The following is a 25,171-nucleotide window of genomic DNA, read 5'->3' on the forward strand; positions in this document are numbered from 1 at the left end:
GCTGCGTTCGCTCGCGATAGCGCTATCACGGAGGCCGGTGGCCCGTAAAGCGGGTCATTGCCGCACTGCCCCTTTGCCGCGCTATCGGCCCCCGAGAACCTGGACGACGAAGCGCCGGATCATTTCGTCGCGCTGAGGGGATGGCGGCCCGGTCACGGTGCGCGCATGGGCCGGCAAGTGATCCGCCGCAGCCTGAGCGTCCTCCCCGAAAACGAAATGCTCGAACCAGTGCGACCAGGCCTTTCGCTGTCCTTCCGGCTGGTCCCGGATCGCCATGATGGCGTGGACCAGTGCAAGGAAGCCGCCGCCGTGCCGGGCATCGTTGTGCCAGTAGTTCACCAGGATATTGACCGGCTGCGTCGCCTGTACGTGGTGCCACCACAGAGTCGGGATGTAGATGGCATCGCCGGGCTCGAGTTCCGCCGTCAGGGCGCGTTCCCGCGCGCGTTCATAGTTGGGATACCGCTCGAGGTCGGGATCCAGCGGATCGACCATGCTGACAGGCTGGCCGGCCAGCGTCATGTCCAGCGGGCCGACATACAGGTCCGCGGTCGCATCGGGCGGGAAGAGAGTGAAGCGCCGCTTGCCCAGCGCGACGACCGCGAGATTGTCCGACAGGTCGAAATGCGTCGCGACCTGTGTGGCGTTGCCCAGCCAGATGCGCGCCGTCGCATCGGGCAGTCCGTCCGCCAGTGCGAAGGGGTTCTCGGCTTCGAAGCCCGGCACATGCGACGCGGCGGGCGTGGCGCCGGCGTAGATTCCGATCGCGTCAGCATCGCCGGCAATCCGGGCGAGGTGACGCGCCAGCTGGGTGAGCGTGCCCTTCTGCCGCTGGAAATTGAAGCCGCGCATGTCCGGCGCGTAGAAGAAGCGCCCCCGTTCCGCAGGCGGCGCGACCATGACATCCGTCGGTGCGCCGCTGTCGAGCCGCTCCAGATGCCGGAGCGCCGCCTCGGGCGAAGTTCGCCCCGCCGCGACGATCGGCCAGTCCTTCGCAGCCCCGCGCATTACGACCGGGCGAAAGAGCGGGCGGATTTCGGCTTCGAACCTATCGCCGCTCGGGACCGCTATTTCCTCGACTGGGGACATGCCGGGCAGGACTAGCGCGGCCCGCTCGTCACGAACAGGGCAGCACCACCTCCGCATCGGTTCCCAGCCGCACTTCGCCGATCGCGAAATCCGTAGACCCGCGTGTCGTCAGGACGAACGGTTCGGTCAGTTCGGATATATCCGCACCCTTGTCGCGCAGGCATTTGAGTGGAATGCCGTAGCGGACCCATTCGCTGCCCTGCGGCAGGGAGACGTTCGCAAAGCCGCGGCTGTCCGGTCCGATCGCGCCCAGCATCGCGCTGTCGGGCGCATCCCAGACCTTCATGGTCGCGAGCAGGAGGATGTCGGCATTCGTTTCCTTCGCGATGTCGACCGGTTCGAAATTGCGCAGGGCGACGCTGGCGGTGCCGCCTTCGACGGTGAAGCGCCGCGCCCCTTCCTGCACCTGGAAGTTCTCGGCCGTCACGCGCACGCGGCCGGCCAGCGCTTCTGCCGGCACGGTGGTGATACGGGTCTGTTCGGCGGAGCCTTCCCCGTTCACGAGGAGCGACCAGCGGGCGGCCGGCGCCCCGGCGCTGAACCAGAGGCGGCTGTCGCCGGCCAGCTCGGATGCGTCGAGTTCGGGCAGGGGCGTCCACGCCGCGCGCGGGCTGGCGTAGCTGAGGCCGTAACCATAATCGAACAGCGCACCGTCATCCATGTCCGCGGTCCGCGGCCAGGCGGCGGGCAGCTTGCCGACAAAATCGTGCCGTGCCCCGCCGTCGGGTCCGGCGACGATCACGTCCGCGATCCCGCCGCCTTCGCTGCCGGGCAGCCATGCGACGACGAACGCGTCCGCGGCGTTGAGGGCAGGGTTCACGTAAAGCGGGCGGCCGGTGACCATTAGCGCGACGACAGGGATGCCCTGCGCCTTCAGCTTGCGCATCGTTTCGTAAGGCCCGGTCAGTTCGGCATCGAGGGCGAGCGTCGCCCGGTCCCCCTGGAACTCGGCATAGGGTTTCTCCCCGAACACGACGATGGCGGCATCGGGCCGCTCGTCAAAGCTGCCGTCGGGCGACAGCTGCGCGCTGCCCCCGGCGGCCTGCACCGCGTCGCGAAGGCCGGTGAAGATGGAGGTCGCGCCCGGGAAGTGGCTGTTGTCGACGCCGGTCCCTTGCCAGCTGAGCGTCCAGCCGCCGGACTGGCGCGCGATGTCGTCCGCGCCCTCGCCCGCGACCAGCAGTCGCCCGCCCGGGGCCAGCGGCAGGATGCCGCTGTTCTTGAGCAGGACGAGCGACTTGCGGACCGATTCGCGCGCGATCGCGCGGTGTTCCGGCGCGCCGAGCAGTTCGTAATCGCCCGCCAGAGGCCGCGTGGAGGGTTTGCCCGCATCGAACAGGCCCAGCCGCGCCTTCACTTCCAGGATCTTGGTCACCGCATCGTCGATCCGCGCCATCGGGATGGTGCCGGCCCGCGCGCGCTGGAGGAGGTCGTTGTAGATCGGCTTCCAGGTATCGGGCGCCATGTACATGTCGATCCCCGCCATCAGCGCCTGCGGGCAGCTTTCATTGGTGCAGCCGGCCACCTGGCCGTGCGCGTTCCAGTCCGAGACGACGAAGCCGCCGAAATCCATCCGGTCCTTCAGGACGCCCGTCACCAGCGACTTGTTGCCGGTCATCTTCTTGCCCTGCCAGCTAGAGAAGCTGATCATGACGGTCGAGACGCCTTCCGCGATCGCCGGACCGTAGGGCAGGCCGTGGATGTCGCGCAGTTCCTCCTCGCTGATGGAACTGTCGCCCTGGTCGACGCCGTTGTCCGTCCCGCCATCGGCCAGGAAGTGCTTGGTCGAAGCGATGACGTAGGGGCCGGAAAGCAAGTCGTCATTGCTCGGCGGACCCTGCAGGCCGCGCACCATCGCGCCGACATAGGACGCAACCAGTTCAGGGTCCGACGAATAGCCTTCGTAGGCACGGCCCCAGCGGAAATCCTGCGGGACCGCGACAGTGGGCGCGAAGGTCCATTCCTGACCCGTGACGCGGATTTCCTTCGCCGTCGCCGCGCCGATCCGTTCGATCAGCGCGGGATCGCGCGCCGCGCCAAGGCCGATATTGTGCGGGAAGATAGTGGCCCCGATGATGTTCGAATGGCCGTGGACCGCATCGGTCCCCCAAACGATGGGGATGCCCACGCCGCCGTCGCTCGTGTCGACCGAATTGTCGTAGAAATCATCCGCCGCCGCCAGCCATTCGGGCGCGGGCGCGAGGTCGTTGCCGTTCGGCCCGCTGTTCCCGCCGACCAGGATCGAACCCAGGTTGTAGGTCTTCACGTCTTCCGGCGTGACGCAGCACAGATCGGCCTGGACCAGCTGGCCGATCTTTTCCTCCAGCGTCATGCGCGAAAGCAGATCGGCGATCATCGCGCTGTCTTCGGCAGGGACGGTCACGGGATAGTCGTAGGACGGCCAGATCGACGGGTCGGCGACACCGGCACCTGCATCCGATGCGACCGCGTCAGCATCCTGCGAGGCGGCGGCGACCGGCACGGCATCCTGCCCGGATACGGCGGTGCAGCCTGCGAGCGTTGTGGACAGGAACAGGCCGGTCAGGGCCAGGCGCTTGAGCATTCTAAAGTCTCCCGGTTGACCGTCTGTCGCGGCCCTCATGTCCCTGCGCATCCCGATGCGTATGGGAGCGCTACCATACCCGGTTCCGCCGGCAGCACAAGTCATCCGGTGCCGGCAAGCGAGGCAGCCTGCGTCAGACCCGGACGAACTGCCCGTCGGCGTCGGCGCTGCGATACATCGCCTCGATCAGGCGAATGTCGCGCAGGCCCATCTCGCCCGGCGTCAGGTGGGGCTCGCCGGAACGCGCGGCTTGCGAGAACCCGTCGACCTGCGCAGCGAACTGATCGCCCGCATTGCCGGCCGAATATTCGCGCGCGGGCCCGCCCGCCTCCAGCCTGATCGTGTTGTCGTAATAGGTCGTGGCAGGCTGCATCTCTATCGACGCGTCCGAACCGAAATAACGCTGCCGGGACACGTACGGACTCCAGCAATAGGACGATGAGCCCTGCACATTTATCCCGCTCGCCATGCGGATCCTCCAGTCCAGCCCGCCTTCCACCTGCGTGAAGCGCGGATCGCCCTGCGGCGTGGAATAATGGGCGGAGACCGAGACCGGCGTATCGTCGGGCAGCATCATGAGCGAGGTGTTAAGGCCGTAGACGCCGATGTCGTACATCGATCCCCCGCCCGCCAGTTCCTTTTCAAGACGCCACTTGTGCGGCGGCCAATCGGGATTGGCGTTGAATCCGTGATCGGCCGAAACGAACCGCATGGTGCCGAGTTCGCCGGCCCGGATCCGCTCCAGCACGTGCATGTTGTTCGGCTCGAAATGGACCCGGTAGGCGACGCCCAGCGTGCGCCGGTTGCGCTCCGCCGCCGCGATCATCGCCTCGCACTCCGCGCTCGTCGAGGCCATCGGCTTCTCGCACAGGACGTGCTTGCCGGCATCCAGCGCGCGGATCGTGTATTCCGCGTGCAGGCCCACCGGCAGGACGATGTAGACGCAGTCGATCTCCGGATCGTCGGCAATCCGGTCGTAATCGTCATAGCCGTAGAAGCGCGAGACGCCGTAACGCGCGCCAAGCTCGCGCGCCTTGTCCGCATTGCCCGAAACGAATGCCGTCAGGCGCGAATGGCGCGCATTCGCGAAGCCGGGAATGACCTGCCCCACACCGAACGTGCCCAGCCCGACCACGGCCCAGCGCATGCGGTTCCCGGGGCGTTCGGGCAGTTGCGGATTGCCGATCAGCGGCTGCCCCTCGGCCTCCTGACCCGCCGCCCGGCCGGCCGCCAGCGCGGCCGCGGCACCTGCCCCCAGCATCAGGGCCTCGCGGCGCGTGGGATGGGTTTCGTCTTTTCCGGATGCCATCGCGTCATTCCCCGCTATGCTTTCGGAACATATGACAAGGGCCCGCGCGGTTGGCTACTGCGCCGATCTCGCGGGGGCCATTCGGGAAGGGCGGAGCGGTCATCGCGGGGAAGGACATCACGTTTGGCGGCATCGAGGCGGGCGGCACCAAATTCGTCCTCGCCATCGGCAGCCCGTCGGGCACGATTGTCGAGCGGCACGAAATTGCCACGCGCGGGCCCGAAGATGCGCTGCGCGAGGCACTGGACTGGTTCCGGGGCCAGGAGGGCAGGCACGGCCCGGCCGCCGCGCTCGGCATCGGCAGTTTCGGTCCGGTCGATTGCGATCCCCGGTCGCCCGGCTGGGGCCGCATCACCACCACGCCCAAGCCCGGCTGGGCGGATTGCGACATCGCGGGGTACTTCGCGGACCGGCTCGGTTGCCCGGTCGGCTTCGACACGGACGTGAATGCGGCGGCACTGGCGGAATGGCATGCCCGCCGCGACCGCCCACCCCACGGGCTTGCCTATGTCACGGTCGGGACCGGCATCGGCGGCGGGATCGTGGCAGGGGGCGACGCGATCGGAAAGCCCGCCCATCCGGAAATCGGCCATATCCGCGTGGCGCGCCATGCCGACGACCGTGCCTTTGCAGGATCGTGCCCCTTCCACGGCGACTGCCTGGAAGGGCTGGCGAGCGGCCCGGCGATCCGCGCGCGCTGGGGGCTACCGCTCGGGGAATTGCCCGCCGACGGTCCGGCGAAGACCGTGGTCGCGCATTACCTGGCGCAGCTGTGCCACGTCCTGTTCTCTACCGCGGTCGCGGATCTCGTGCTGATGGGCGGTGGTGTCATGAAGACGCCGGGGCTGCTCGATCTTGTCAGGACCGGGATGGCCGATATCGACCGGGGCTACCTTCCGCAGGGTATCGACCGCCGCATCGAGCGCCCGCTCCTGGGCGATGACGCAGGCATTGCCGGGGCGCTGATCCTCGCGGGCCGGGCTCTGGACGACTGATCCGCTCGAGCCCGGCGGCTATCCCTGCATCTGCCGCTTCCAGGCTCGCGCGCCGTCCTGCGACTGGCGCCTGATTTCGGGCACATCGACTCTTGCGTCGGGGTCGAGCGTCACGTCCAGATAGTCCGCGACCAGCGCCACCGCCGCTGCCGGATCGTCCAGCACGTCCTCGTACCAGACGACCAGCGGTGCGATCCCCATCTCGCCATACATCTGCTCCCACGCCTTTTCCTGCATGGCGAGTTCGCGGCTCGCGCGTTCGACCATGGCGGGGGAGAATTCGGGCTCGGCGCGCGCGCCCGTTTCCTGCTCCTGCCGCCAGATGCCCGACAGGCTGGCCCGCGCGAGGGAGATCGCGTGCGCTTCGGTGTCCCTGCGCCGCAACTGTACGACCTTGCTCGCCGGGCCCGCCGCGAGGAGGAACCGCATCGCGCCGGAAAGCAGCGCGGGATTGGCAGCGGCCAGCACTTCCATCTGCAAGGGAAAGGCCTTCAGCCCGAAGATTCCGTTCGGGGACGTGCGGGTGCGAACGATCCGGTCCCACAGCTCGATCTGGTCACGCGGCCGGCCATGGACATGGCCGAACGGGCCGGTGGCTTCGAAATTGAGGTATTCCAGCGGGGCGCCCAGGCATCCGGTTCGCCAGAGCAGGTGGCTGAAATAGGTGCTGCCCGATCGCGGTACGGTCGCCAGCAGATAGGGTCGCGGCGGCGACTGATGGGCAAGCCAGTCGAACTGCGGCTCGTAGCCTGTCAGGACATGGTCGGGTATCGTCGGCATCCGCCCCTTCGCCTCGCCTCTTGCTATCCGGGCGAAGCCTGCATCCCGGCCGGTCGCCGGGTCAATCCCCCAGGTTGATCCCCGATGTCAGCGGTATTTCATGTGGATGGTGATCGGCTTGACCCCGTCCCCGACCGCGAACTGCGTCTTGGAAACGCCCGGTGCGGTCACATAGACCGTGGGATTGCGCGACATGCCGCCGCCATCGCCGAACAGGTCGACCTCGCGATCGCCATCGACATCGTGCTGCACCGCCACGGCATACTGGCCGGGCTTCGGCACCGGTACGCAGACCACCACCAGACCCTGCCGCGGCTTCATGTCGACGCGGCTGAGATAGCGCTTGCTCTTGAGCCAGTCGCTCCTCTCGGCGCGATAGGTGCGCACGAACAGATTGCCTTCGCCGGACTTCAGGCCGCGCACGAAGATCTTGATCGCGGGCCCCTTGTTGCCCTCGCAGCGGCTGAGGTCGTTACCGATGACCTGCGCATATTGCGCGCTCGCCGGGGCGGCCGTCGCGAGACTTGCCAGCGCAAGCGCCGCCGCTCCGTATCGAAGTGAATTGGTCATGCATTATCCTGATTTCGAGGACGTCGCAGCGCTACAACGGACACGCGCCGACAGTCTTGTTTCGGGACACTTCATGGAGGCCCGCCCATGAATTCCGTCTGAATTGGAACACGATTGGCCGAACGGCGAAAACAATACGGAAAGCGGTGTGGAAAAAGGAACGCCTCGCCTTGAGGCGACTCCGGGGGGACGATACGCGCAACCATGCCCGCCAAGGATGTGCCAATGGCCACCCCGCTTGTTTCCCCTTCGATCCTGTCCGCCGACTTCGCCAGGCTGGGTGAAGAGGTGCGCGCGATCGATGCGGCCGGGGCGGACTGGATCCACATCGACGTGATGGACGGCCATTACGTCCCCAACATCACCATCGGTCCCGATGTCGTGAAGGCGCTGCGGCCCCATACGGACAAGCCGTTCGACGTCCATCTGATGATCAGCCCGGTCGACGCCTATCTGGAAGCTTTCGCCGAGGCCGGCGCCGACATCATCACCGTGCATCCCGAAGCGGGGCCGCACGTCCACCGCACGCTGCAGGCGATCCGGGGCCTCGGCAAGAAGGCCGGCATCGTCTTCAACCCGGGCACGCCGGTCGACGCGCTCGATTACCTGATCGACCTGGTCGACCTCGTCCTGGTGATGAGCGTCAATCCCGGTTTCGGCGGCCAGAGCTTCATTCCCGGACAGCTGGACAAGATCGCCGCCGTGCGGGAGCGGATCGACCGGAGCGGGCGCGACATCCGGCTGGAAGTGGATGGTGGCGTCAATGCGGACACCGCCCGGCAATGCGTCGCCGCCGGGGCGGACGTGCTGGTCGCGGGTTCGGCCACGTTCAAGGGCGGGCCCGATCGCTACGCCGCGAACATACAAGCCTTGAGAGGGGGAGACTGATGGCCAGCGCAGCGGAGAAGACGCGGGTCGAGGAACTTTCCCGCCCTGCGCAGACGGCATTTCCGCTGGACGACGATCGCGTTGAACCGACCGCCATCACGCGCGAGGACGTAGACGGGACGCCGGCGGAGACCACCGGACGCGCGCTCGCCATTGCGGACATTCCGCAGCCCGGAACGAGCCTCACCGAGCGCTTCATTCGCACTGCCTATCGCCTCGGCGTGCCGGCGAACCTTTTGTCCAGCCCCTTCGGCGTCGTCAGTCCCCTGCGTCTTCTGGCGACCGCAGAAAGCCCGCTTCCCGGTAATCGGGCCGCCGGAGTGGCCTTGCGCGCCGGCCATTTCCTCGTCGATGGCGCGAAACTGCCGATTTCCGGCGTCGACATGGAGCCCTCTGCAACGATGGTGGCGCGCCAGGCCCGCGCCATTCACGGCTTCGGCTGGGTGCGCGACCTGTCCACTGCCGTCTCCTGGCGTGAAGGCGCTCCGATCGCGGAGCGGATCCTCGACGCCTGGCTCGCGAGCAATGCGGAACCGGCGCGCAACCGCGCATGGTCGGTCGAACTGACGGCGATGCGCCTGATGGCGTGGCTGACCGATGCGCCGCTTGTCCTGTCCGCCAAGGACGGCCGCCGCCGCAAGCAGCTGTTCGAGCACATGGCCATTACCGCGCGCTGGCTCGACCGCAAGGTCCCGGGAGAATCGGACAAGGTCGCGCAAGTGCTGGGCTGGGCAGCGATCGTGGCCGCGGGTCTGATGTTGCCCGACGGGAAGCCGCGCCGCATATTCGGCGAGGCCGGCCTGGTACGCGCATTCGGAGAAGCCGTGGCGGAAGATGGCGGTGTGCTGTCCCGGTGCCCGCTTTCGCAGCGGGACATTATCGCGGCGCTGATCGACCTGCGCGCCTGCTACGCCGCGCGGCGGATCGACCCGCCCGAAGCGATCGAGACGATGCTGGCGCTCACCGTGCCGCCGCTGCTCGCGCTGGTTCACAGTGACGGCGGACTGGGCAGCTGGCAGGGCGGATCGGCCACGGCAGCTTACCGGATCGCGGCACTGGTCGAAGCGAGCGGCGTGCGCGCCCGCCCCCTTTCGAACGGTAAATCGTGGGGCTATCACCGCGTGGCCCTTCGCGACACGACGCTGCAATTCGATGCGGCACCGCCGCCACTGGGTCGCCATGCGCGCAGCGGGTGCGCATCCACGCTCGCCTTCGAATTCTGTCCGGCAGGCCATCGCCTGATCGTCAATTGCGGCGGCGCGGCGCTTGCGGGCGGTCTCGTCCCTGCCCGTATTGAGCAGGGCCTGCGCGCCAGCGCCGCCCATTCCACCTTGACGCTGGACGATGCGAATTCGACCGCGGTCCTGGGCCGCGGCGGGCTCGGGAACGGGGTGAACGCGGTGGAAGTCGACCGACGGGTTGTCCAGGACAAGCGCGGCAAGGCAACGATCGTGACCGCGAGCCACGACGGCTATGCGGCGCGCTACGGTCTCCTTCACGAACGCACGCTCGCCCTGCGCGAGGACGGCATGGAGCTTCAGGGCGAAGACCAGCTCGTCCCGTCGGGCAAGCGCGGGAAACGCGGGAAGATCGCACTGACCCTGCGGTTCCATCTCGGCAAGGGCGTGCAGGCACGGCTTACCGAGGATGCCCGCGGTGCGGGCCTCGCCCTTCCCGACGGCAGCTTCTGGCAGTTCCGTCTCGGCGCGGAGGCGAGCGACGTCTCGCTTGCGCTGGAAGAAAGCCTGTGGGTCGACGGCGAGGGACGTCCGTGCCCGATCGAGCAGCTCGTGGTGCACGGGATGATTTCACGCAGCGGCGGGCGCTTCCCGTGGCTGTTCAAGAAAATGGGATAGCTTTCGATGACCGAACCGACGATCCGGCGGGCACTCCTCTCCGTGTCCGACAAGACCGGCTTGCCCGAACTCGGCAAGGCTCTGGCCGAGCGCGGTATCGAGCTGGTTTCGACTGGCGGCACGGCCCGCGCCCTGCGCGACGCCGGCCTGGACGTGCGCGATATCAGCGATCTGACGGGCTTTCCCGAAATGATGGACGGCCGGGTCAAGACGCTCCATCCCAAGGTCCATGGCGGCCTGCTCGCTCTGCGCGACAATTCCGAGCACGTCGCCGCGATGGAAGCGCACGATATCGGCGCCATCGACCTGGTGGTGGTCAATCTCTATCCCTTCGAAGCGACGGTCGGCAGGGGCGCGGACCGCGACGAGGTAATCGAGAATATCGACATCGGCGGGCCGTCCATGGTCCGCTCGGCCGCGAAGAACCACGCGCATGTCGTTATCCTGACCGATCCGGCAGACTATGCCTGCCTCGAAAGCGAGCTCTCGGCACACGATGGCGCGACCTCGATGGATTTCCGCCGGCGCATGGCGGCCAAGGCCTTTGCGCGCACTGCCGCCTACGACGCCGCTATCGGACAGTGGTTCGCCTTTGCCGACCAGGGAGAGCGCTTCCCGGAGCGGGTCTCCATGTCGCGCTCCCTCGCCGGTACGCTGCGCTACGGGGAGAACCCGCACCAGAACGCAGCGCTCTACCTTCCCGGCGGACCGCATACCAGCGGGTTGCCGCAGGCCGAGCAGGTCCAGGGTAAGGAACTCAGCTACAACAACTACAACGACGCCAACGCCGCCTTGGAACTCGCTGCGGAATTCGCCGGAGGCGATCCGGCGGTGGTGATCGTCAAGCACGCCAACCCCTGCGGCGTGGCCCAGCGCGCGACCCTGCTCGAGGCATGGAACGCCGCGCTCGAATGCGACAGCGTGTCCGCATTCGGCGGTATCGTCGCGACCAATGTTGCGCTGGACGGTCCGACGGCCGAAGCGATCTGCCAGATCTTCACCGAAGTGGTGGTGGCACCGGGCGCCGACGAAGCAGCCTTGGCGGCCTTTTCCCGCAAGAAGAACCTTCGGCTGCTGCTCACCGACGGTCTTCCCGATCCTCGCCGGCCGGGGCAGACCATGGCCATCATCGCGGGCGGCATCCTGGTGCAGGATCGCGACAACGGCGCGATCACCGAAGCGGACCTGAAGGTCGTCACGAAGCGGGCCCCGAACGAGCGCGAGCTGCAGGACTGCCTGTTCGCCTGGACCGTGGCGCGCCACGTGAAGTCGAACGCGATCGTCTACGCGAAGGACGGCGCCACCGCGGGAATCGGAGCGGGCCAGATGAACCGGCGCGATTCGAGCCGGATCGCCGCGACGAAGGCGGCCGAAGCGGCCGAGAAATACAAGTGGCCGGAGCCCAGGACGGTCGGCAGCGCGGTCGCTTCCGATGCTTTCTTTCCCTTTGCCGACGGTTTCCTTGCGGCAGCCGAAGCGGGTGCCACGGCAGTCATCCAGCCCGGCGGATCGATCCGGGACGACGAAGTCATCTCCGCCGCAGACGATGCGGGGCTGGCCATGGTCTTCACCGGAATGCGGCATTTCCGCCACTGACCACCGGCCTTAGTAACCGAAAATCGACGGTTCGAGACTAACGGGTCTGAAACGAGCCGTTCACTTCGATGCAAGCGACACCCATCTAAGGTCACGAGCATCATCCTAGAAAGCTTACGCCATGTCCTTCCTCCGTTCCGATCTCACTCGCAACTTTCTGCTCGGCTTCGTCCTGTGCGCGGGTGTGCTGATCGTGGGTCAGGGTCCGGAAGGCATGCTTTCCTTCATTCCGCAGGCGGTGGCCGGGGTCCGGTGATCGCGCGCGCGCTTCTTCCGATCGCTGCTGCCGGTGTTCTGGCACTGGCCGGTTGCGGTACGCCGCCGGTCGAGGCGAAGGAGCAGCATTTGCGTGCGCCCGTACCGGAGCGCACGGCCACTGAACCACAGGGCCTGCAGACCGCCGTGTTCGCCGGGGGCTGCTTCTGGGGCGTCGAGGCTGTGTTCAGTCACGTCAAGGGCGTCAAAAGCGTCGTGGCAGGCTATCACGGCGGAAACGCCGCGACTGCCAATTACGATGCTGTCAATTCCGGTGTTACCAGGCATGCGGAAGCGGTGCGGATCGAATACGATCCTTCCGTGGTCCGCTACGACGAATTGCTGCAGATCCTGTTTTCCGTCGTGGCCGATCCCACGCTGCACAACAGGCAGGGACCCGATACCGGCAGCGAATACCGTGCCGCGCTCGTCCCGCTGACGGACGAACAGCGCGCTGTCGCTGCCGCCTATCTGGAGCAGATGCAGGTATCGGGGGTCTGGAACGATCCCATCGTCACCGAGATCGAGGATTATCGCGAGTTCTTCGTGGCGGAAGAGAAGCACCAGGATTTCGCACTGAATAATCCCGATCACAGCTACATCGTTTACTGGGACAAGCCGAAGATCGAGGCGTTACGCGAAATGTATCCCGACCACTATCGGGCCGAGTTCGTTCCCGGCTGAGTAGCGGGAGGCCGGAAGGCTCGCTATATTCGCGTCATGACCGACCACGCGCACGATCACAGCGAACATAGCGGCGAGGAACTCGTCGCCGAAGCCCGCCGCACGTTGACAGAGGCTGGCGAGCAGTGGACCGCCATGCGGCAGGCGCTGTTCGAGGAGCTGGCCCGGTTCGAGAAGCCGGCTTCCGCCTACGATATTGCGGACAATCTCTCGAAAACGCGCGGGCGCCGGGTCGCGCCCAACAGCATCTACCGCATCCTGGACGTCTTCGTGGCGAACAACCTCGCCTTGCGGGTGGAAAGCGCCAACGCGTATCTCGCCAACACGCATCCCGGCTGCGAGCACGACTGCATCTTCCTCGTCTGCGACGAATGCGGCGAGGCAACCCATGCGGACAACGATGCCGTGGCGCAAAGCGTGCGATCGGTGGCGAACGACCGGAACTTCCGCACCCGTCGCCCGATCATCGAGGTGCGCGGATTGTGCAGCGACTGCGCCTGACAGGCGCTGCGCGCTGAACCGGCGTAAAACCGTTCATCGACAGTCGCGATCGGGCAGGGTAAGCCCGTCATATGACATCAAATCCCGAAACGCCGTTGCTCGATACGGTGAAATTCCCCGCCGACCTGCGCAAGCTGCGCAAGGACCAACTCCGCCAGCTTTCCGACGAATTGCGCGAGGAGATGATCTCCGCCGTCAGTACGTCGGGAGGGCACTTGGGCTCCGGTCTCGGCGTGGTCGAGCTGACCACCGCGATCCATTACGTCTTCAACACTCCGGACGACAAGCTGATCTGGGACGTGGGTCATCAGTGCTATCCGCACAAGATCATCACCGGCCGGCGCGACCGGATTCGCACCCTGCGCCAGGGCGGCGGACTGTCCGGCTTCACCAAGCGCAGCGAGAGCGAATACGATCCGTTCGGTGCGGCGCATTCCTCCACGTCGATTTCCGCCGGGATCGGCTTCGCCATGGCCAACAAGCTGCAGGGCAAGCCCGGCCGTGCGATCGCCGTCATCGGCGACGGCGCGATGAGTGCGGGAATGGCCTACGAGGCGATGAACAATGCCGAAGCGGCGGGCAATCGCCTGATCGTGATCCTGAATGACAACGACATGTCGATCGCGCCGCCGGTGGGCGGCCTGTCGGCCTATCTGGCCCGGACCGTCTCCAGCAGCGAATATCTCGGCCTTCGCAGCCTAGCTTCGCGCATGACCGCCAAGCTTTCGCGCAGGGTGCACAAGGCGCTCGACAAGGCCGAGGAATACACGCGCGGCATGGTGACGGGCGGGACGTTGTTCGAGGAGCTCGGCTTCTATTACGTGGGCCCGATCGACGGGCACAATCTGGAACACCTCATCCCGGTGCTGGAAAACGTGCGGGACAGCGAGCAGGGACCGGTGCTGATCCATGTGGTGACCACCAAGGGCAAGGGGTACGAGCCGGCGGAAAAGAGCGCCGACAAGTATCACGGGGTGCCCAAGTTCGACGTGGTGACCGGGGAAAAGGCCAAGTCGGCGGCCGGCCCGCCCAACTATCAGGACGTGTTCGGCGACACGCTGACCAAACTGGCGGAAACCGACGACCGGATCTGTGCGATCACGGCCGCCATGCCGGGCGGCACGGGCGTGGACCGCTTTGCCAAGGCGCACCCGGAGCGTGCGTTCGATGTCGGGATCGCGGAACAGCACGGGGTGACCTTCGCTGCCGGCCTTGCCGCGCAGGGCATGCGTCCGTTCGCCGCGATCTATTCGACCTTCCTGCAGCGCGCCTATGACCAGGTGGTGCACGACGTTGCGATCCAGAACCTGCCGGTCCGCTTCGCGATCGACCGCGCAGGGCTGGTCGGCGCCGACGGCGCGACCCATGCGGGCAGCTTCGACGTGACCTATCTCGCCACGCTGCCCAATTTCGTGGTGATGGCACCGGCGGACGAAGCGGAACTGGTCCACATGACCTACACCGCTGCCGAGCATGACGAGGGTCCCATCGCTTTCCGTTACCCGCGCGGCGCCGGCACCGGCGTTGCCATACCGGAAACGCCGGAGAAGCTGGAGATCGGCCGCGGTCGAATCGTGCGCGAAGGCAGCAAGGTGGCCATCTTGTCGCTCGGCGCGCGGCTCGAGGAAGCGAAGAAGGCTGCCGACCAGCTCGACGCGAAGGGCCTGTCCACCACGGTGGCCGACATGCGCTTCGCCAAGCCTCTCGACACCGACCTGATCGAGACCCTGATGCGCAGCCACGAAGTGGTCGTCACGGTCGAGGAAGGCGCCGTCGGCGGGCTGGGCGCGCATGTCCTGACCTTTGCCAGCGACAGCGGCCTGACCGATAACGGGCTGAAGATTCGTACGCTTCGCCTACCCGACATTTTCCAGGACCAGGACAAGCCCGAAAAGCAGTATGACGAGGCCGGTCTCAACGCGCCGCATATTGTCGATGCGGTCCTGACCGCACTTCGCCACAACAGCGCCGGTGTGGAGGAAGCGCGGGCCTGATCGGTCCGGTCGGCCGCAGGGGAAAGCGCGCGAGGCAAGGCAAATGGCTCTTCTACGCACTGAACGTGACGGTCCGGTCACCACGCTGACCATCGACCGGGCGGAGACCATGAACCCCCTCGGCATACCGGGGGACGGGGAAGAGTTCGCCGCGGCCTGCGATACCATCAATCGCGATCTCGAGACACGCTGCGTCATACTGACCGGAGCGGGCAAGGCCTTCAGCGCGGGCGGCGACGTCAAGGCGATGCGGGACAGGACCGGGACGTTCGGCGGCACGCCGCCTGCCATTTCGGACGGCTATCGCGACAACATCCACCGCATATTGCGAGCGCTCTACGGCTTGCGCGTGCCCGTGATCGCGGCGGTCAACGGTCCGGCGATCGGGCTAGGCTGCGATGTCGCCTGCCTCGCCGACATCCGGATCGCGGGCGAGAAGGCGAAGTTCGGCGTTACCTTCCTCAAGCTTGGCATCATACCCGGCGACGGCGGGGCCTGGATCCTGCCGCGCGCGATCGGGATGAGCCGTGCGGCGGAGATGTTCTTCACCGGTGACGTGATCGATGCGGCGACCGCCCGTGACTGGGGACTCGTCAGCCGCGTCGTGCCGCAGGACGATCTGCTGGCCCAGGCGAACGTACTCGCTTGCAGGATCGCGGCGCTTCCGCCGCACGCGCTGCGGCAGACGAAGATGCTGCTGCGGCAAGGGCACGACATGAGCTATGACGGCGCGCTCGAGCTGGCGGCGAACACGCAGGCGATGATGCACCACACCGCCGATCACGCGGAAGGCGTCGCGGCATTGATCGAAAAGCGGGAGCCGCGCTTTACCGGCGACTAGGCCTCAGCCGATCCAGCGCCAGGGGCCGGCATCCATGCTGTGCAGCCAGGTGGCCAGCAGCCAGATAGCCGCCCCTGCCATCCACGAGAGCGGTCCCACCGCGAAAATCCGCTGCATTTTCGGCCAGTAGCTCGTGTTCGCTTCCCACTGCACCCAGGCTTCGCCCATCAGAGCTTCCTTCTTGCGGTCCTGGAGCTTCGCGCCGACGAGCGCGAGGATGCCTATCGCCAGTGCGACGACGATGGTGCGGGGGGTCGGCGCGGCGGCAAGGTGGGCGAGGGCCCAGAGCGCGAAGCCCCACATCATCGGGTGGCGGGTGACGCGGAAGACGCCGGAAGGCGCTTTCGTGGCCGCTTTCTCTGCCCGGGGAGCGGGTAGCGCGGGGTTGCCGACGAGCGAGCCTGCGAAGAGGACCATGGCGACGAGCGTGATCGCGCTTGCGAGGATCCAAACGCCATCGGAATAGCCGCCCCATAGCGGAATTCCGGGGCTTAAGGCCACGAAAGCGAGGTACATCCAGACCATCGCGGCGGCGCTCACGAGCGAGTAGACGGCCATGAAGCCTGCCTCTCCGAGCGCCCGGACCATGCCGGCCCGGAAGGGATGCGACATGGCGAAATGGCTGCCGACAAAGGCCGTGCTGGCCGCGATCAACGAGACGAGAGTCTGGTCCATACGGTGCCTCCCCGTGCCGTGTGCGCCCTGCCGAACCGTGTCAGCAGGGTGCGAATAAAGCGCTGCATTGCCGGCTTCGTACAGGCGAAACCGGCCGAAGTCTCAATTTCCGCTCGGCGCCGCCGCCTGCGGATCGACGATCGCGAGCAGTTCCACCTTGAACAGCAGCGTCGCACCGCCCGGAATGGGACCTCGGCCCTGCCAGCCATAGGCCATGCTGGCGGGCGCGGCGATCTCGATCGTGTCACCCACGCCGGCCTGCGGGATCGCAAGTTGCCAGGCCGGAATGAGGCTGCGCAGAGGGAAGGTCGCAGGCTCGCTGCGTTCGTAGGAGCTGTCGAAACCGGTGCCGTCCACGAAGGTCCCGGCGTAGTGCACGGTCACCCGGTCGGTCACGGCTGGCTTCGGCCCGGTGCCGTCGCCCGCGATGCGCCGCCACAGGAGGCCGCCGGACAGGAACTGCCAGTCGCCCGACCGCGCCCGGTCCTCCAGCGCCGCCCACTGCGCCGCCTGCCAACCGATCGTCGGTACGACCGGTTCGGCCGGCGGCGGCGCGGCGACATCCTGTGCGGCAGCGGGCATCGCCAGCGCGGCGAGGCCCATGGCGAGACCCAATGGTACTGTCACGGCCCGGCGACAGGAGATCCTACCAGTCATAGGCCTTGGGCAGATCGCTTTCGTCCAGGTCGCGATAGCGGTCGCGCAGCCGGGTCTGGTGGTTCTGCAGTGGCTGTTCGACGCCGTCGATGAAGACGCGTTCCGGTGCGCTGTCGAGTTCCAGCGGATCGCCGTCCCACATCACCACGTCGCCCGCCGCGCCATTGGCCAGCACGCCCAGGCGTCCTTCGAACCCGGCAATGGCCGCCGGGACCGAGCTGATCGCGGCAAAGGCCTGGCCCCAGCTCAGCCCGTCCGCCCCGGGCACCCGGCTCAGCGCGACGAGGTTGCCGGCATATTGCGTAGCCGTGCGCGGCTGCCCGTCTGTTCCGCCGTCGAGCCCGCCGATCGCCACCTGTACGCCCGCGCGGGCCATGCGCCCCACGTTCGACTGCGTGGCGGCCAGTTGTTCGAAGCTGACGGGCAGGTCGTTCAGGGCCCGCGCGATCACGGGTATGCCCGCCTGCGCGATCCGGTCCGCGACCATCCAGCCTTCGCTCGCGCCGACCAGCACGAGCCGCAGGTTGGGAAATTCGCGCGGGAGGGAAAGCACCTGACGGATGTCCGCGGCGCGTTCCACCAGCACGTAGAGCGGCTGCTGCCCGCGGACCACGGGGACCAGCGCGGCGGCATCGAAGCGGGTCAGCAGCGTGTCGCTGGCGCGCTCCGTCTCGTTGTCGAGCAGGCGCGTGTCGATCGGCAGGTCGTCACCGCTGCGGTCGCGTTCGGGCTGCACCGCGCGGCCGACCAGCTGCGAATCGTCGCCATACTGGCCCGCTTCGCGCAAGGCGTTGCGCAGCAGCGTGTGCGCGCCGGTGCGGCTGCCCCCGCCAAGCCGCGCGCCCGCTTCGCCGAGCGCCACCATCTGGAACGCGCGCGGCCGCACGACCATCATCGGATCGTCGCCCAGGTCCACGATCGCGCCCTGCCCCGCAAAGATCGAGCTGGACGGATAGCCGGTGACAGACGCGCGCGTCACGCCGCCCGCGCGGCTGACCAGCACGTGCTGCGAGGAAGGGTTGAGCGCGGGCGCCACGTCCAGCGCGGCGCTGAAGGGCGATCCGCGCGCGGCGGTGTCGTTCGATTCGTCGACCGCATCCACATCGGCGAGGCCGAGCGAGGTGACGGCGGCGAACAGGCCGGGCGTGACCCACTTGCCGGTGCCGTCCACGGCGGTGCCGCTGGCCGCGGGCGCGCCCGAAGCAGGCCCGGCATAGACGACGCGGCCACCGCGGACGGACACCGTGCCGCCTTCGATGGGGTCGCTGCCGTCGCCGGTGGCGACCGTCGCGCCGGTGATGTCGAAATCCTGCGCCGCGGCAGGCGTGCCGAGCGCGAGCAGGGCAGTTGCGGCGAGAAGGGCGGAGCGGATCATTTGACGTCTCCTTCACCGGGCTGGCCGAGCTCGAAATCGCTTACCGGGCGGCGCTTCGCGTCCATCGCGTCGTACATCAGGGCACCGTCGATCCAGACCTTTTCGGGCCGCGAATAGACGCTGAGCGGGTCGCCGTTCCACAGCACCACGTCGGCCATCTTGCCCGATTGCAGGCTGCCGGTCATTTCGTCGATGCCCATGGCCTTGGCCGCGTTCAGCGTGATCCAGCCGATCACGACCTCGTCCGGGATGGCGATGCCGATGCGCGCGCCGGCGGCCTGCGCCTTGGCGGCTTCCTGGTTCAGGCGCTGGATGCCGTCCTGGTCGTCCGAGTGGATGATGACGCAGGCGCCCGCCTGTTGGAGCAGCGCGCCGTTTTCGGGAATGCCGTCATAGCTTTCCATCTTGAAGCCGTACCAGTCGGCCCAGACGGCGCTGCACACGTCGTTTTCGCGCAACAGATCGCCGATCTTGTAGCTTTCGACCGCGTGGTGGAAGGCAGTGACCTTGTAGCCCATCTCCTTCGCCATATCCATGACGAGCGCCATTTCGTCGGCGCGGTAGCAGTGGTTGTGGATCAGGATTTCTCCGTCGAGAACGCCGGCCAGCGTTTCGTTGGCGAGATTGCGCTTGGACCGGTCGCCATCGGCATAGGCCTTGGCATCCAGCCACATCTGCCGGTTGACCGCGAAATTGCCCATCCGGGTGGAAGGCGCGCGCCCGCGCCCGCCATAGACGCGCTTGGGATTCTCGCCGCAGGCCATTTTCATGCCGTAGGGCGCGCCGGGGAACTTCATGCCCTGCACGGTGCGCGATGCGACGTTCTTGAGCGTGACGGAGCGGCCGCCGGTCAGGTTGGCGGAGCCGGGCAGGATCTGCAGGCTGGTCACGCCGCCATTGGCGAGCGCGCGGCTGAAGCCGGGGTCCTGCGGCCAGACCGAATGTTCGGCCCACACTTCGGGCGTCATCGGGCTGGTCGCCTCGTTGCCGTCGGAATGCGCGTCCACGCTGGGGCTGGGATAATCGCCCAGGTGCGAGTGGATATCGATGACGCCCGGCGTCACGAACTTGCCGGCCCCGTCGATCCGCTGATAGCCGTCGGTCGAAAGGTCCGCCCCGCCGACCGCCACGATCTCGCCGTCGCGGAACAGGACCGTGCCGTTGTCGATCCGCCCGCCCGCGCCGTCATAGACGGTCGCGCCGACCAGCGCGGTCGGCACGCCCGGATACGGCTCGTAGGTGGAGGCATAGGGCACGTCGCCCGTGTCGGCGGCCGAACCGGTCGACGCGGCGCTTTCATTGCCCCCGGTCGTGCTGCACGCGGAGAGGGCGATGACCGCCGCCCCCATGAACACGCGGCCCGTCATCGCTCTCAATCGCATTGGTATTCCCCCCTTGGTCGATATCAGGGCTGGCGAGTGGCCGGGTGAACACCCGCGCCCTGCGGCTCGCCCGGGCCTTCGGCTTGGCCCTCGAGGTCATCGTCGGCCAGCGTCTCGAGATGCATCCACCGTTTCACGAAACGCGCGATCAGCATGACGACCAGTCCGACACCCATCGCGACAAGCCCGATTTGCCAATAGACATCGAGCGTGCCCTGGCGGGTCATTTCGCCGTCTTCTCCGCCGGTAGCGGCGCCGATCATGCCTGCCACGTAGTTGCCGCCGGCAGTCGCAAAGAACCATGCACCCATAATCAGGCTTGCCAGATGCTTGGGCGCCAGTCGGTTCATGGCCGAGAGGCCCACCGGGGAAAGACACAGCTCACCCGTCGTGTGGAACAGGTAAATGCCGAACAGGAAGATGACCGGTATCTTGGCATCGACCCCAACCGTCTCGGCACCCCAGACGAGAACGAGGAATCCGAAGCCCAGCTGAACGAGACCGAGGCCGAACTTGGCGGGCGTGGAAGGCTCCCAGCCGCGCCTGCCCAGCCATGTCCACAGAGCTGCGAAAACGGGGGCCAGCAGGATGATGTATATCGGGTTGATTGACTGGAAGATTGGAGCCGGGACGCCGCCAAGATCGATGTAGCGATCTGTGAACAGGTTCAACGAGCCGCCCGCCTGTTCGAACAGACCCCAGAAAAGCGGCTGAAGCGCGATCAGGAACAGGATCGCGAACATCCGCTCGCGCGGTTCCTTGTCGAGCTTGAACGCTTCGAAAAGAACGTATGCCAGCAGTGCGATGCCGGACAGCAGCATCAAGCCACCGACGACGGACTGGAACTGGATCAGCAGCCACATGATCGCAACACCCAGGATGCCCACGCCATACATCACCAATTCGGTGGACTTGGAAAGCGGTCTCGGCGGTTCACCCTGACCCAGAAGCAGTGGTTTACCGATCACGAAGACGATCAGGCCGAGCAGCATACCGATACCCGCTGCACCGAATCCATACGCCCAGCCAAGGGTAATGCCGAGGTAGCCGGCAATGATGGTTCCAACCGCCGCGCCTACGTTAATTCCCATATAGAAGATCGTGTAGGCGCCATCGCGACGGACGTCGGTCCGCGGATAAAGCTGGCCGACGATCACGGAAATGTTGGCCTTGAGGAAGCCTGAGCCGACGATGATGAAAGCGAGCGCAAGCCAGAAGATGTTGATGGTGGGATCGTTCTGACCGCCGGTGCCTTCGAATGCCATGAAGAAGTGACCGAAGGTCAGCAAGATCGCTCCGAAAAGTACGGCCTTGCGCTGCCCGAGATAACGGTCGGCCAGCCATCCGCCCAGAACGGGCGTGATATAGACGAGGCTGACATAGGCACCGTAGATGATGTTCGAAGCGCTGTCGTTATAGAGCCAGTGCTGTGTGAGGTAGAAAATCAGCAGGGCGCGCATGCCGTAGTAGGAAAAGCGCTCCCACATTTCGGCGAAAAAGAGAATGTAGAGACCCTTGGGGTGCCCGGCGACTTCCGGTGTCTTGCGCGTGACTGCGAGTGCACCGGCAATCAGGAATATGGCCAACACGACCGAGGCGATCGCTGCGATCCAGTCCCCCTGATTCCAAAGAGCCATGTCCTTCATGCAGTGTCCCCGTCGTATCTGTCGAATGTTTCGACCAGTTCCTCAAAGCGCGCACCCTAACGCCTGTTTCAGTTCTGTGAAGCCGTAGTTTCATTCGAAACTTCGAATGGTTGGCACGTTTTCCCCCGCGCCAGGCGCATGACAGGAACTTGACCCGCTCTGGTGTATTATGCCAGTGAGGCACCGGAGAAACCCATGAGCAACCGTCCCGTCTATCTGAAACTGCGCGACAGGATCGCGGCCGCGATCCTGGAAGGGCGGTATGCGGAAGGGGACATGCTGCCCTCCGTCCGCGCCTTTGCCGCCGAGCAGGGAGCGAACCCGCTGACCGTCGCCAAGGCGTACCAGCAGTTCCAGGCGGATGGGCTTGTGCGGGTGCAGCGGGGCATCGGCATGTTCGTGGTGCGCGGCGCGGCGGAACGGCTGCGGCAGGCGGAACGGGCCGATTTCATCCAGCGCGAATGGCCCGAGATCCGCGCGCGGCTGGACCGGCTGGGCATCGCGCCCGAAGACCTGCTGGAATCCTCCTGACGTATCGTGCGTGCCCGCCCTCGCGGAGCGATATTGCGCTATCGGGACGGCTCTGGCAGGGGATGGCGGAGGGTCACTCTCTAATCGGACGGGAGAGGTGAAATGATACGATCGGAACTGCTGCAGGCGCTTGCAGACGACAATCCGGAACTGCGGGCCGAAGAGATCGAACATTTGGTCGATATCTTCTTCGAGGAAATCACCGCGCGGCTGGCCGAAGGGGGCCGGGTCGAATTACGCGGCTTCGGCGCATTTTCCACGCGCCAGCGCGATGCGCGCACCGCGCGCAATCCGCGGACGGGCGAACCCGTCGAGGTGCCCGCCAAGTCGGTGCCCTATTTCAAGCCCGGCAAGGAAATGCGCGAGCTGCTCAATCCGGCCTGACGGGGCGATTTTCGCCGCGCCGGGGGCGCCGGTTCGATGCGGGTGTGGCGGAATGGTAGACGCCAGGGACTTAAAATCCCTTGTCCTTCGGACGTGCGGGTTCGAGTCCCGCCACCCGCACCAGTCTTTCCAAGATAAATGCATCTGCGCGGTGGGAGCGCAACCACGTCCTTTTACGTAGGGGCGCGTGAGGGTTCGCGTAGGTCGCCTTGCGTATTACGGCTCCAGGGAGGGCGGATTTTCGCAAGGAACTGCCTATGCAAATCGAACAGAGCGGGCCCAGGCCCGAAGCAGCGTCTAAGGTCGTCGTCGACGATCGGGGCGCGCCGCGTGTGACCACGCTGTACCGCCCGGCGAAGCTGATTTCCCACAAGGCCGAATATCTGTGCATCCTGCGCGATATCTCCGCGAGTGGCGCGAGTTTGAGACTGCTGCACGCGCTGCCGTCCGAGAAGGATCTCTCGCTGGAGTTCGAATGCGGCCTCAGGGTCGCGGTCGACCTCGTCTGGACCTCGGACGATACGGCGGGCGTCAAGTTCCGCGATCCGGTCGACGTACAGAGCGCGCTCGGCACACTGAGCCTGTTTCCGCGGCGCGACCTGCGTTTCTCGCTCCCGCTGCCGGTGGTGCTGACCACGCCGCGCCGGTCGCTGCGCGGGCGGATGGGCAACCTGTCGCGCGAAGGGGCGATGGTGCGATGCCCGGCCTTCCTCGCGATAGGGCGGGCGGTCCGCTTGGAGGCACGCGGCCTGCCGCCGATCGACGCGCATGTGCGCTGGCGCAAGGGCAACCGTTACGGCTTCGTCTTCGCGAACACCTTCCCGCTCGACGTGCTGGCGCAGACCATCTTCCGCCTGCAGAGCGATTGCCCGTTCCTGCTCGCGCCGCGGGCGGATTATCCCGATGCGATGCGCGAGAGGGCATCTTAACCACCTCCTAACCATTTTCTTTCACATCCGGCTCACACCACCAGAGGGGGCTGGAAATGAGCACACCGGGCGCGCAGGCTCTCGACGTAGACGTAGCCATCATCGGAGCGGGACCCGCGGGCCTTACGGCCGGCTACCTGCTGACGAAGCAGGGCAAGTCGGTCGCGATCATCGAGCGGGACGAAACCTATGTCGGCGGCATCAGCCGCACGGTGGAACACGAAGGCTATCGTTTCGACATCGGCGGCCACCGCTTCTTTTCCAAGAGCAGCCAAGTCGTCGACCTGTGGAACGAGATCCTGGGCGAAGACGACTTCATCCAGCGCCCGCGAATGAGCCGCATCTATTACGAAGGCAAGTTCTACAGCTATCCTCTGCGCGCATTCGAGGCGCTGTCCAACCTCGGCCTGCTGCGATCGACCGCCTGCATGGCGAGCTACCTGTGGTCCCGGGCCTTCCCGATCCGCGACGTGAAGAGCTTCGAGGACTGGACCACCAACCAGTTCGGCCAGAAACTCTATTCGATCTTCTTCAAGACCTACACCGAGAAGGTGTGGGGCATGCCCTGCGACGAGATGAGCGCGGACTGGGCGGCGCAGCGCATCAAGGGCCTGTCGCTCTGGGGCGCGGTGACCGACGGGCTGAAGCGTTCGCTCGGCCTCAACCGCAAGCCCAACGACGGGCAGGCGGTAAAGACCCTCCTCGAAACTTTCCGCTATCCCCGGCTCGGCCCGGGCATGATGTGGGACGCCGCGCGCGACAAGATCGTGGCAGCGGGCAGCCAGGTGATCATGGGCCATTCGCTCGACCAGCTGGCGAGCGACGGGCGCGGCGGCTGGCGCATGACGGCCAAGGGCGCGTCAGGTCTGGTCACGATCCGCGCGCGCCATGCCATCAGCTCCGCGCCGATGCGTGAACTGGCGAAGCGGATGCATCCGCTGCCGCAATCGACCTTCCAGGCGAACGAGCTCAAATATCGGGACTTCCTGACCGTCGCGCTGATGGTGGAAGGCGAGGACCTGTTCCCCGACAACTGGATCTACATCCACGACAGCAAGGTGAAGGTCGGCCGGGTGCAGAACTTCCGCAGCTGGTCCCCACACATGGTGCCGGACGAGGACATGGCCTGCGTGGGGCTGGAATATTTCTGCTTCGAAGGCGACGGGTTGTGGTCGATGGCCGACGACGATCTCATCGCGCTCGCGACGGCCGAGATGGAAACGCTCGGCCTGGTCGATCCCGCGAAGGTGCGCGGCGGCGCGGTCGTGCGGCAAGAAAAGGCCTATCCCGTCTACGACGAGGATTACGCGGCCAATGTGCACGCGATGCGCACCGAGCTGGAGGAGCAGCATCCCACGCTGCACCTCGTCGGGCGCAACGGCATGCACCGCTACAACAACCAGGACCATGCCATGATGACCGCCATGCTGACGGTCGAGAACATCCTGACGGGCGAGCGCATCTACGACACGTGGTGCGTCAACGAGGATGCCGAATATCACGAGGCCGGGGCGGAAGGGGCCGAAAAGACCCTGCCCGCGCGCGAGGCGATCACTCCCGACCAGGCCGCGGCTCTGGGTTCGCTGATGCCGGTGCCGGAACGGCTGGCCGATACCAAGTCCGGTGCCAAGTCCGACAAGGATCGCAAGGCAGCCTGACCGATGGGCGGAA

At 66.3% G+C, this 25,171-nt stretch carries 23 protein-coding genes and 1 tRNA gene; 14 read left to right on the forward strand and 10 right to left on the reverse strand.

Annotated features, from left to right (window positions below; translation table 11 throughout):
- Positions 1 to 81: 81 nt before the first annotated feature.
- The 3 genes from AB1K63_RS10960 to AB1K63_RS10970 all read right to left on the reverse strand — a co-directional run bounded on the left by AB1K63_RS10960 (position 82) and on the right by AB1K63_RS10970 (position 4,961).
- Positions 82 to 1,146: a cupin-like domain-containing protein gene (locus AB1K63_RS10960; RefSeq protein ID WP_366960182.1), complete on the reverse strand. Its 1,065-nt coding sequence runs from the start codon at positions 1,144 to 1,146 to the stop codon at positions 82 to 84.
- Positions 1,118 to 3,652 (reverse strand): glycoside hydrolase family 3 N-terminal domain-containing protein, encoded by a 2,535-nt coding sequence (locus tag AB1K63_RS10965; protein ID WP_366960184.1) that lies wholly within the window; start codon positions 3,650 to 3,652, stop codon positions 1,118 to 1,120. The genes AB1K63_RS10960 and AB1K63_RS10965 overlap by 29 nt, the downstream gene beginning before the upstream one ends.
- A gap of 133 nt (positions 3,653 to 3,785) precedes the next feature.
- On the reverse strand, positions 3,786 to 4,961 hold the full coding sequence (locus AB1K63_RS10970; protein ID WP_366960185.1) for a Gfo/Idh/MocA family oxidoreductase: 1,176 nt from the start codon (positions 4,959 to 4,961) through the stop codon (positions 3,786 to 3,788).
- Positions 4,962 to 5,011: 50 nt separating this feature from the next.
- Between AB1K63_RS10970 and AB1K63_RS10975 the strand changes: the two genes are divergently transcribed.
- A complete protein-coding gene (locus tag AB1K63_RS10975) occupies positions 5,012 to 5,956 on the forward strand; it encodes an ROK family protein (protein WP_366960186.1) in 945 nt (314 codons plus the stop codon).
- Positions 5,957 to 5,974: 18 nt separating this feature from the next.
- On the opposite strand, the gene AB1K63_RS10980 is transcribed toward AB1K63_RS10975, so the two are convergent.
- Both AB1K63_RS10980 and AB1K63_RS10985 read right to left on the reverse strand, forming a co-directional pair.
- A complete protein-coding gene (locus AB1K63_RS10980; RefSeq protein WP_366960187.1) occupies positions 5,975 to 6,736 on the reverse strand; it encodes a Stf0 family sulfotransferase in 762 nt (253 codons plus the stop codon).
- An 87-nt stretch (positions 6,737 to 6,823) separates the two neighbouring features.
- Entirely contained in the window at positions 6,824 to 7,306 is a 483-nt protein-coding gene (locus AB1K63_RS10985; protein WP_366960188.1) for a DUF2141 domain-containing protein, read from the reverse strand.
- 225 nt (positions 7,307 to 7,531) lie between these two features.
- Between AB1K63_RS10985 and rpe the strand changes: the two genes are divergently transcribed.
- From rpe to AB1K63_RS11025, 8 genes are all read left to right on the forward strand, one after another.
- The gene (gene rpe, locus AB1K63_RS10990) at positions 7,532 to 8,194 is read left to right on the forward strand and encodes a ribulose-phosphate 3-epimerase (protein ID WP_366960189.1); all 663 of its coding nucleotides are present in this window, start codon (positions 7,532 to 7,534) and stop codon (positions 8,192 to 8,194) included.
- A complete protein-coding gene (locus AB1K63_RS10995) occupies positions 8,194 to 10,050 on the forward strand; it encodes a heparinase II/III family protein (RefSeq protein ID WP_366960190.1) in 1,857 nt (618 codons plus the stop codon). The genes rpe and AB1K63_RS10995 overlap by 1 nt, the downstream gene beginning before the upstream one ends.
- A gap of 6 nt (positions 10,051 to 10,056) precedes the next feature.
- Positions 10,057 to 11,646, forward strand: a complete 1,590-nt coding sequence (purH, locus tag AB1K63_RS11000) for a bifunctional phosphoribosylaminoimidazolecarboxamide formyltransferase/IMP cyclohydrolase (protein WP_366960191.1) — start codon at positions 10,057 to 10,059, stop codon at positions 11,644 to 11,646.
- 121 nt (positions 11,647 to 11,767) lie between these two features.
- A complete protein-coding gene (locus AB1K63_RS11005; protein ID WP_366960192.1) occupies positions 11,768 to 11,902 on the forward strand; it encodes a hypothetical protein in 135 nt (44 codons plus the stop codon).
- Positions 11,899 to 12,585 carry a peptide-methionine (S)-S-oxide reductase MsrA gene (gene msrA / locus AB1K63_RS11010; RefSeq protein WP_366960194.1) on the forward strand — a complete coding sequence of 229 codons (687 nt, stop codon included), beginning with the start codon at positions 11,899 to 11,901 and terminating at the stop codon, positions 12,583 to 12,585. Before AB1K63_RS11005 ends, msrA begins: the two co-directional genes overlap by 4 nt.
- Positions 12,586 to 12,621: 36 nt before the next feature.
- Positions 12,622 to 13,086: a transcriptional repressor gene (locus tag AB1K63_RS11015; protein WP_366960195.1), complete on the forward strand. Its 465-nt coding sequence runs from the start codon at positions 12,622 to 12,624 to the stop codon at positions 13,084 to 13,086.
- Between the two features lie 71 nt (positions 13,087 to 13,157).
- Positions 13,158 to 15,080, forward strand: a complete 1,923-nt coding sequence (gene dxs / locus AB1K63_RS11020; RefSeq protein WP_366960196.1) for a 1-deoxy-D-xylulose-5-phosphate synthase — start codon at positions 13,158 to 13,160, stop codon at positions 15,078 to 15,080.
- 43 nt (positions 15,081 to 15,123) lie between these two features.
- On the forward strand, positions 15,124 to 15,921 hold the full coding sequence (locus AB1K63_RS11025) for a crotonase/enoyl-CoA hydratase family protein (protein WP_366960197.1): 798 nt from the start codon (positions 15,124 to 15,126) through the stop codon (positions 15,919 to 15,921).
- A gap of 3 nt (positions 15,922 to 15,924) precedes the next feature.
- On the opposite strand, the gene AB1K63_RS11030 is transcribed toward AB1K63_RS11025, so the two are convergent.
- The 5 genes from AB1K63_RS11030 to AB1K63_RS11050 all read right to left on the reverse strand — a co-directional run bounded on the left by AB1K63_RS11030 (position 15,925) and on the right by AB1K63_RS11050 (position 21,656).
- On the reverse strand, positions 15,925 to 16,596 hold the full coding sequence (locus AB1K63_RS11030; protein WP_366960198.1) for an NnrU family protein: 672 nt from the start codon (positions 16,594 to 16,596) through the stop codon (positions 15,925 to 15,927).
- Between the two features lie 102 nt (positions 16,597 to 16,698).
- Positions 16,699 to 17,223 (reverse strand): FKBP-type peptidyl-prolyl cis-trans isomerase, encoded by a 525-nt coding sequence (locus AB1K63_RS11035; protein WP_366960199.1) that lies wholly within the window; start codon positions 17,221 to 17,223, stop codon positions 16,699 to 16,701.
- A gap of 19 nt (positions 17,224 to 17,242) precedes the next feature.
- Complete coding sequence (locus tag AB1K63_RS11040; RefSeq protein ID WP_366960200.1) at positions 17,243 to 18,628, reverse strand: amidohydrolase family protein; 1,386 nt, start codon at positions 18,626 to 18,628, stop codon at positions 17,243 to 17,245.
- The gene (locus AB1K63_RS11045) at positions 18,625 to 19,995 is read right to left on the reverse strand and encodes an amidohydrolase (protein WP_366960201.1); all 1,371 of its coding nucleotides are present in this window, start codon (positions 19,993 to 19,995) and stop codon (positions 18,625 to 18,627) included. Before AB1K63_RS11045 ends, AB1K63_RS11040 begins: the two co-directional genes overlap by 4 nt.
- A gap of 38 nt (positions 19,996 to 20,033) precedes the next feature.
- The gene (locus AB1K63_RS11050; protein WP_366960202.1) at positions 20,034 to 21,656 is read right to left on the reverse strand and encodes a peptide MFS transporter; all 1,623 of its coding nucleotides are present in this window, start codon (positions 21,654 to 21,656) and stop codon (positions 20,034 to 20,036) included.
- A 195-nt stretch (positions 21,657 to 21,851) separates the two neighbouring features.
- Here AB1K63_RS11050 and AB1K63_RS11055 point away from each other — a divergent pair, with 195 nt between their 5' ends.
- The 5 genes from AB1K63_RS11055 (at position 21,852) to AB1K63_RS11075 (ending at position 25,158) form a co-directional block, all read left to right on the forward strand.
- A complete protein-coding gene (locus AB1K63_RS11055; protein WP_366960203.1) occupies positions 21,852 to 22,187 on the forward strand; it encodes a GntR family transcriptional regulator in 336 nt (111 codons plus the stop codon).
- Between the two features lie 102 nt (positions 22,188 to 22,289).
- Positions 22,290 to 22,571, forward strand: coding sequence for an integration host factor subunit beta (locus AB1K63_RS11060; protein WP_366960204.1), 282 nt, complete (start codon positions 22,290 to 22,292; stop codon positions 22,569 to 22,571).
- 38 nt (positions 22,572 to 22,609) lie between these two features.
- Positions 22,610 to 22,694: transfer RNA gene (locus AB1K63_RS11065), tRNA-Leu, on the forward strand.
- A gap of 134 nt (positions 22,695 to 22,828) precedes the next feature.
- Positions 22,829 to 23,500, forward strand: a complete 672-nt coding sequence (locus AB1K63_RS11070) for a PilZ domain-containing protein (RefSeq protein ID WP_366960205.1) — start codon at positions 22,829 to 22,831, stop codon at positions 23,498 to 23,500.
- A gap of 56 nt (positions 23,501 to 23,556) precedes the next feature.
- Entirely contained in the window at positions 23,557 to 25,158 is a 1,602-nt protein-coding gene (locus AB1K63_RS11075; protein ID WP_366960206.1) for an NAD(P)/FAD-dependent oxidoreductase, read from the forward strand.
- Positions 25,159 to 25,171: the final 13 nt, after the last annotated feature.

It is taken from the genome of Qipengyuania sp. JC766, assembly GCF_040717445.1.
Taxonomy (GTDB): domain Bacteria; phylum Pseudomonadota; class Alphaproteobacteria; order Sphingomonadales; family Sphingomonadaceae; genus JC766.

Excerpts from the sequence above, each read along its gene's own strand:
- AB1K63_RS11055 (WP_366960203.1), top strand. The coding sequence starts at position 21,852 with ATGAGCAACCGTCCCGTCTATCTGAAACTGCGCGACAGGATCGCGGCC.
- AB1K63_RS10960 (WP_366960182.1), bottom strand. The coding sequence starts at position 1,146 with ATGCGGAGGTGGTGCTGCCCTGTTCGTGACGAGCGGGCCGCGCTAGTC.
- AB1K63_RS10965 (WP_366960184.1), bottom strand. The coding sequence starts at position 3,652 with ATGCTCAAGCGCCTGGCCCTGACCGGCCTGTTCCTGTCCACAACGCTC.
- AB1K63_RS10985 (WP_366960188.1), bottom strand. The coding sequence starts at position 7,306 with ATGACCAATTCACTTCGATACGGAGCGGCGGCGCTTGCGCTGGCAAGT.
- AB1K63_RS11045 (WP_366960201.1), bottom strand. The coding sequence starts at position 19,995 with ATGACGGGCCGCGTGTTCATGGGGGCGGCGGTCATCGCCCTCTCCGCG.
- AB1K63_RS10970 (WP_366960185.1), bottom strand. The coding sequence starts at position 4,961 with ATGGCATCCGGAAAAGACGAAACCCATCCCACGCGCCGCGAGGCCCTG.
- dxs (WP_366960196.1), top strand. The coding sequence starts at position 13,158 with ATGACATCAAATCCCGAAACGCCGTTGCTCGATACGGTGAAATTCCCC.
- AB1K63_RS11005 (WP_366960192.1), top strand. The coding sequence starts at position 11,768 with ATGTCCTTCCTCCGTTCCGATCTCACTCGCAACTTTCTGCTCGGCTTC.
- AB1K63_RS11025 (WP_366960197.1), top strand. The coding sequence starts at position 15,124 with ATGGCTCTTCTACGCACTGAACGTGACGGTCCGGTCACCACGCTGACC.
- purH (WP_366960191.1), top strand. The coding sequence starts at position 10,057 with ATGACCGAACCGACGATCCGGCGGGCACTCCTCTCCGTGTCCGACAAG.
- AB1K63_RS11040 (WP_366960200.1), bottom strand. The coding sequence starts at position 18,628 with ATGATCCGCTCCGCCCTTCTCGCCGCAACTGCCCTGCTCGCGCTCGGC.
- AB1K63_RS10995 (WP_366960190.1), top strand. The coding sequence starts at position 8,194 with ATGGCCAGCGCAGCGGAGAAGACGCGGGTCGAGGAACTTTCCCGCCCT.
- rpe (WP_366960189.1), top strand. The coding sequence starts at position 7,532 with ATGGCCACCCCGCTTGTTTCCCCTTCGATCCTGTCCGCCGACTTCGCC.
- AB1K63_RS11070 (WP_366960205.1), top strand. The coding sequence starts at position 22,829 with ATGCAAATCGAACAGAGCGGGCCCAGGCCCGAAGCAGCGTCTAAGGTC.
- AB1K63_RS11015 (WP_366960195.1), top strand. The coding sequence starts at position 12,622 with ATGACCGACCACGCGCACGATCACAGCGAACATAGCGGCGAGGAACTC.
- AB1K63_RS10980 (WP_366960187.1), bottom strand. The coding sequence starts at position 6,736 with ATGCCGACGATACCCGACCATGTCCTGACAGGCTACGAGCCGCAGTTC.
- AB1K63_RS11060 (WP_366960204.1), top strand. The coding sequence starts at position 22,290 with ATGATACGATCGGAACTGCTGCAGGCGCTTGCAGACGACAATCCGGAA.
- AB1K63_RS11050 (WP_366960202.1), bottom strand. The coding sequence starts at position 21,656 with ATGAAGGACATGGCTCTTTGGAATCAGGGGGACTGGATCGCAGCGATC.
- AB1K63_RS11075 (WP_366960206.1), top strand. The coding sequence starts at position 23,557 with ATGAGCACACCGGGCGCGCAGGCTCTCGACGTAGACGTAGCCATCATC.
- AB1K63_RS11030 (WP_366960198.1), bottom strand. The coding sequence starts at position 16,596 with ATGGACCAGACTCTCGTCTCGTTGATCGCGGCCAGCACGGCCTTTGTC.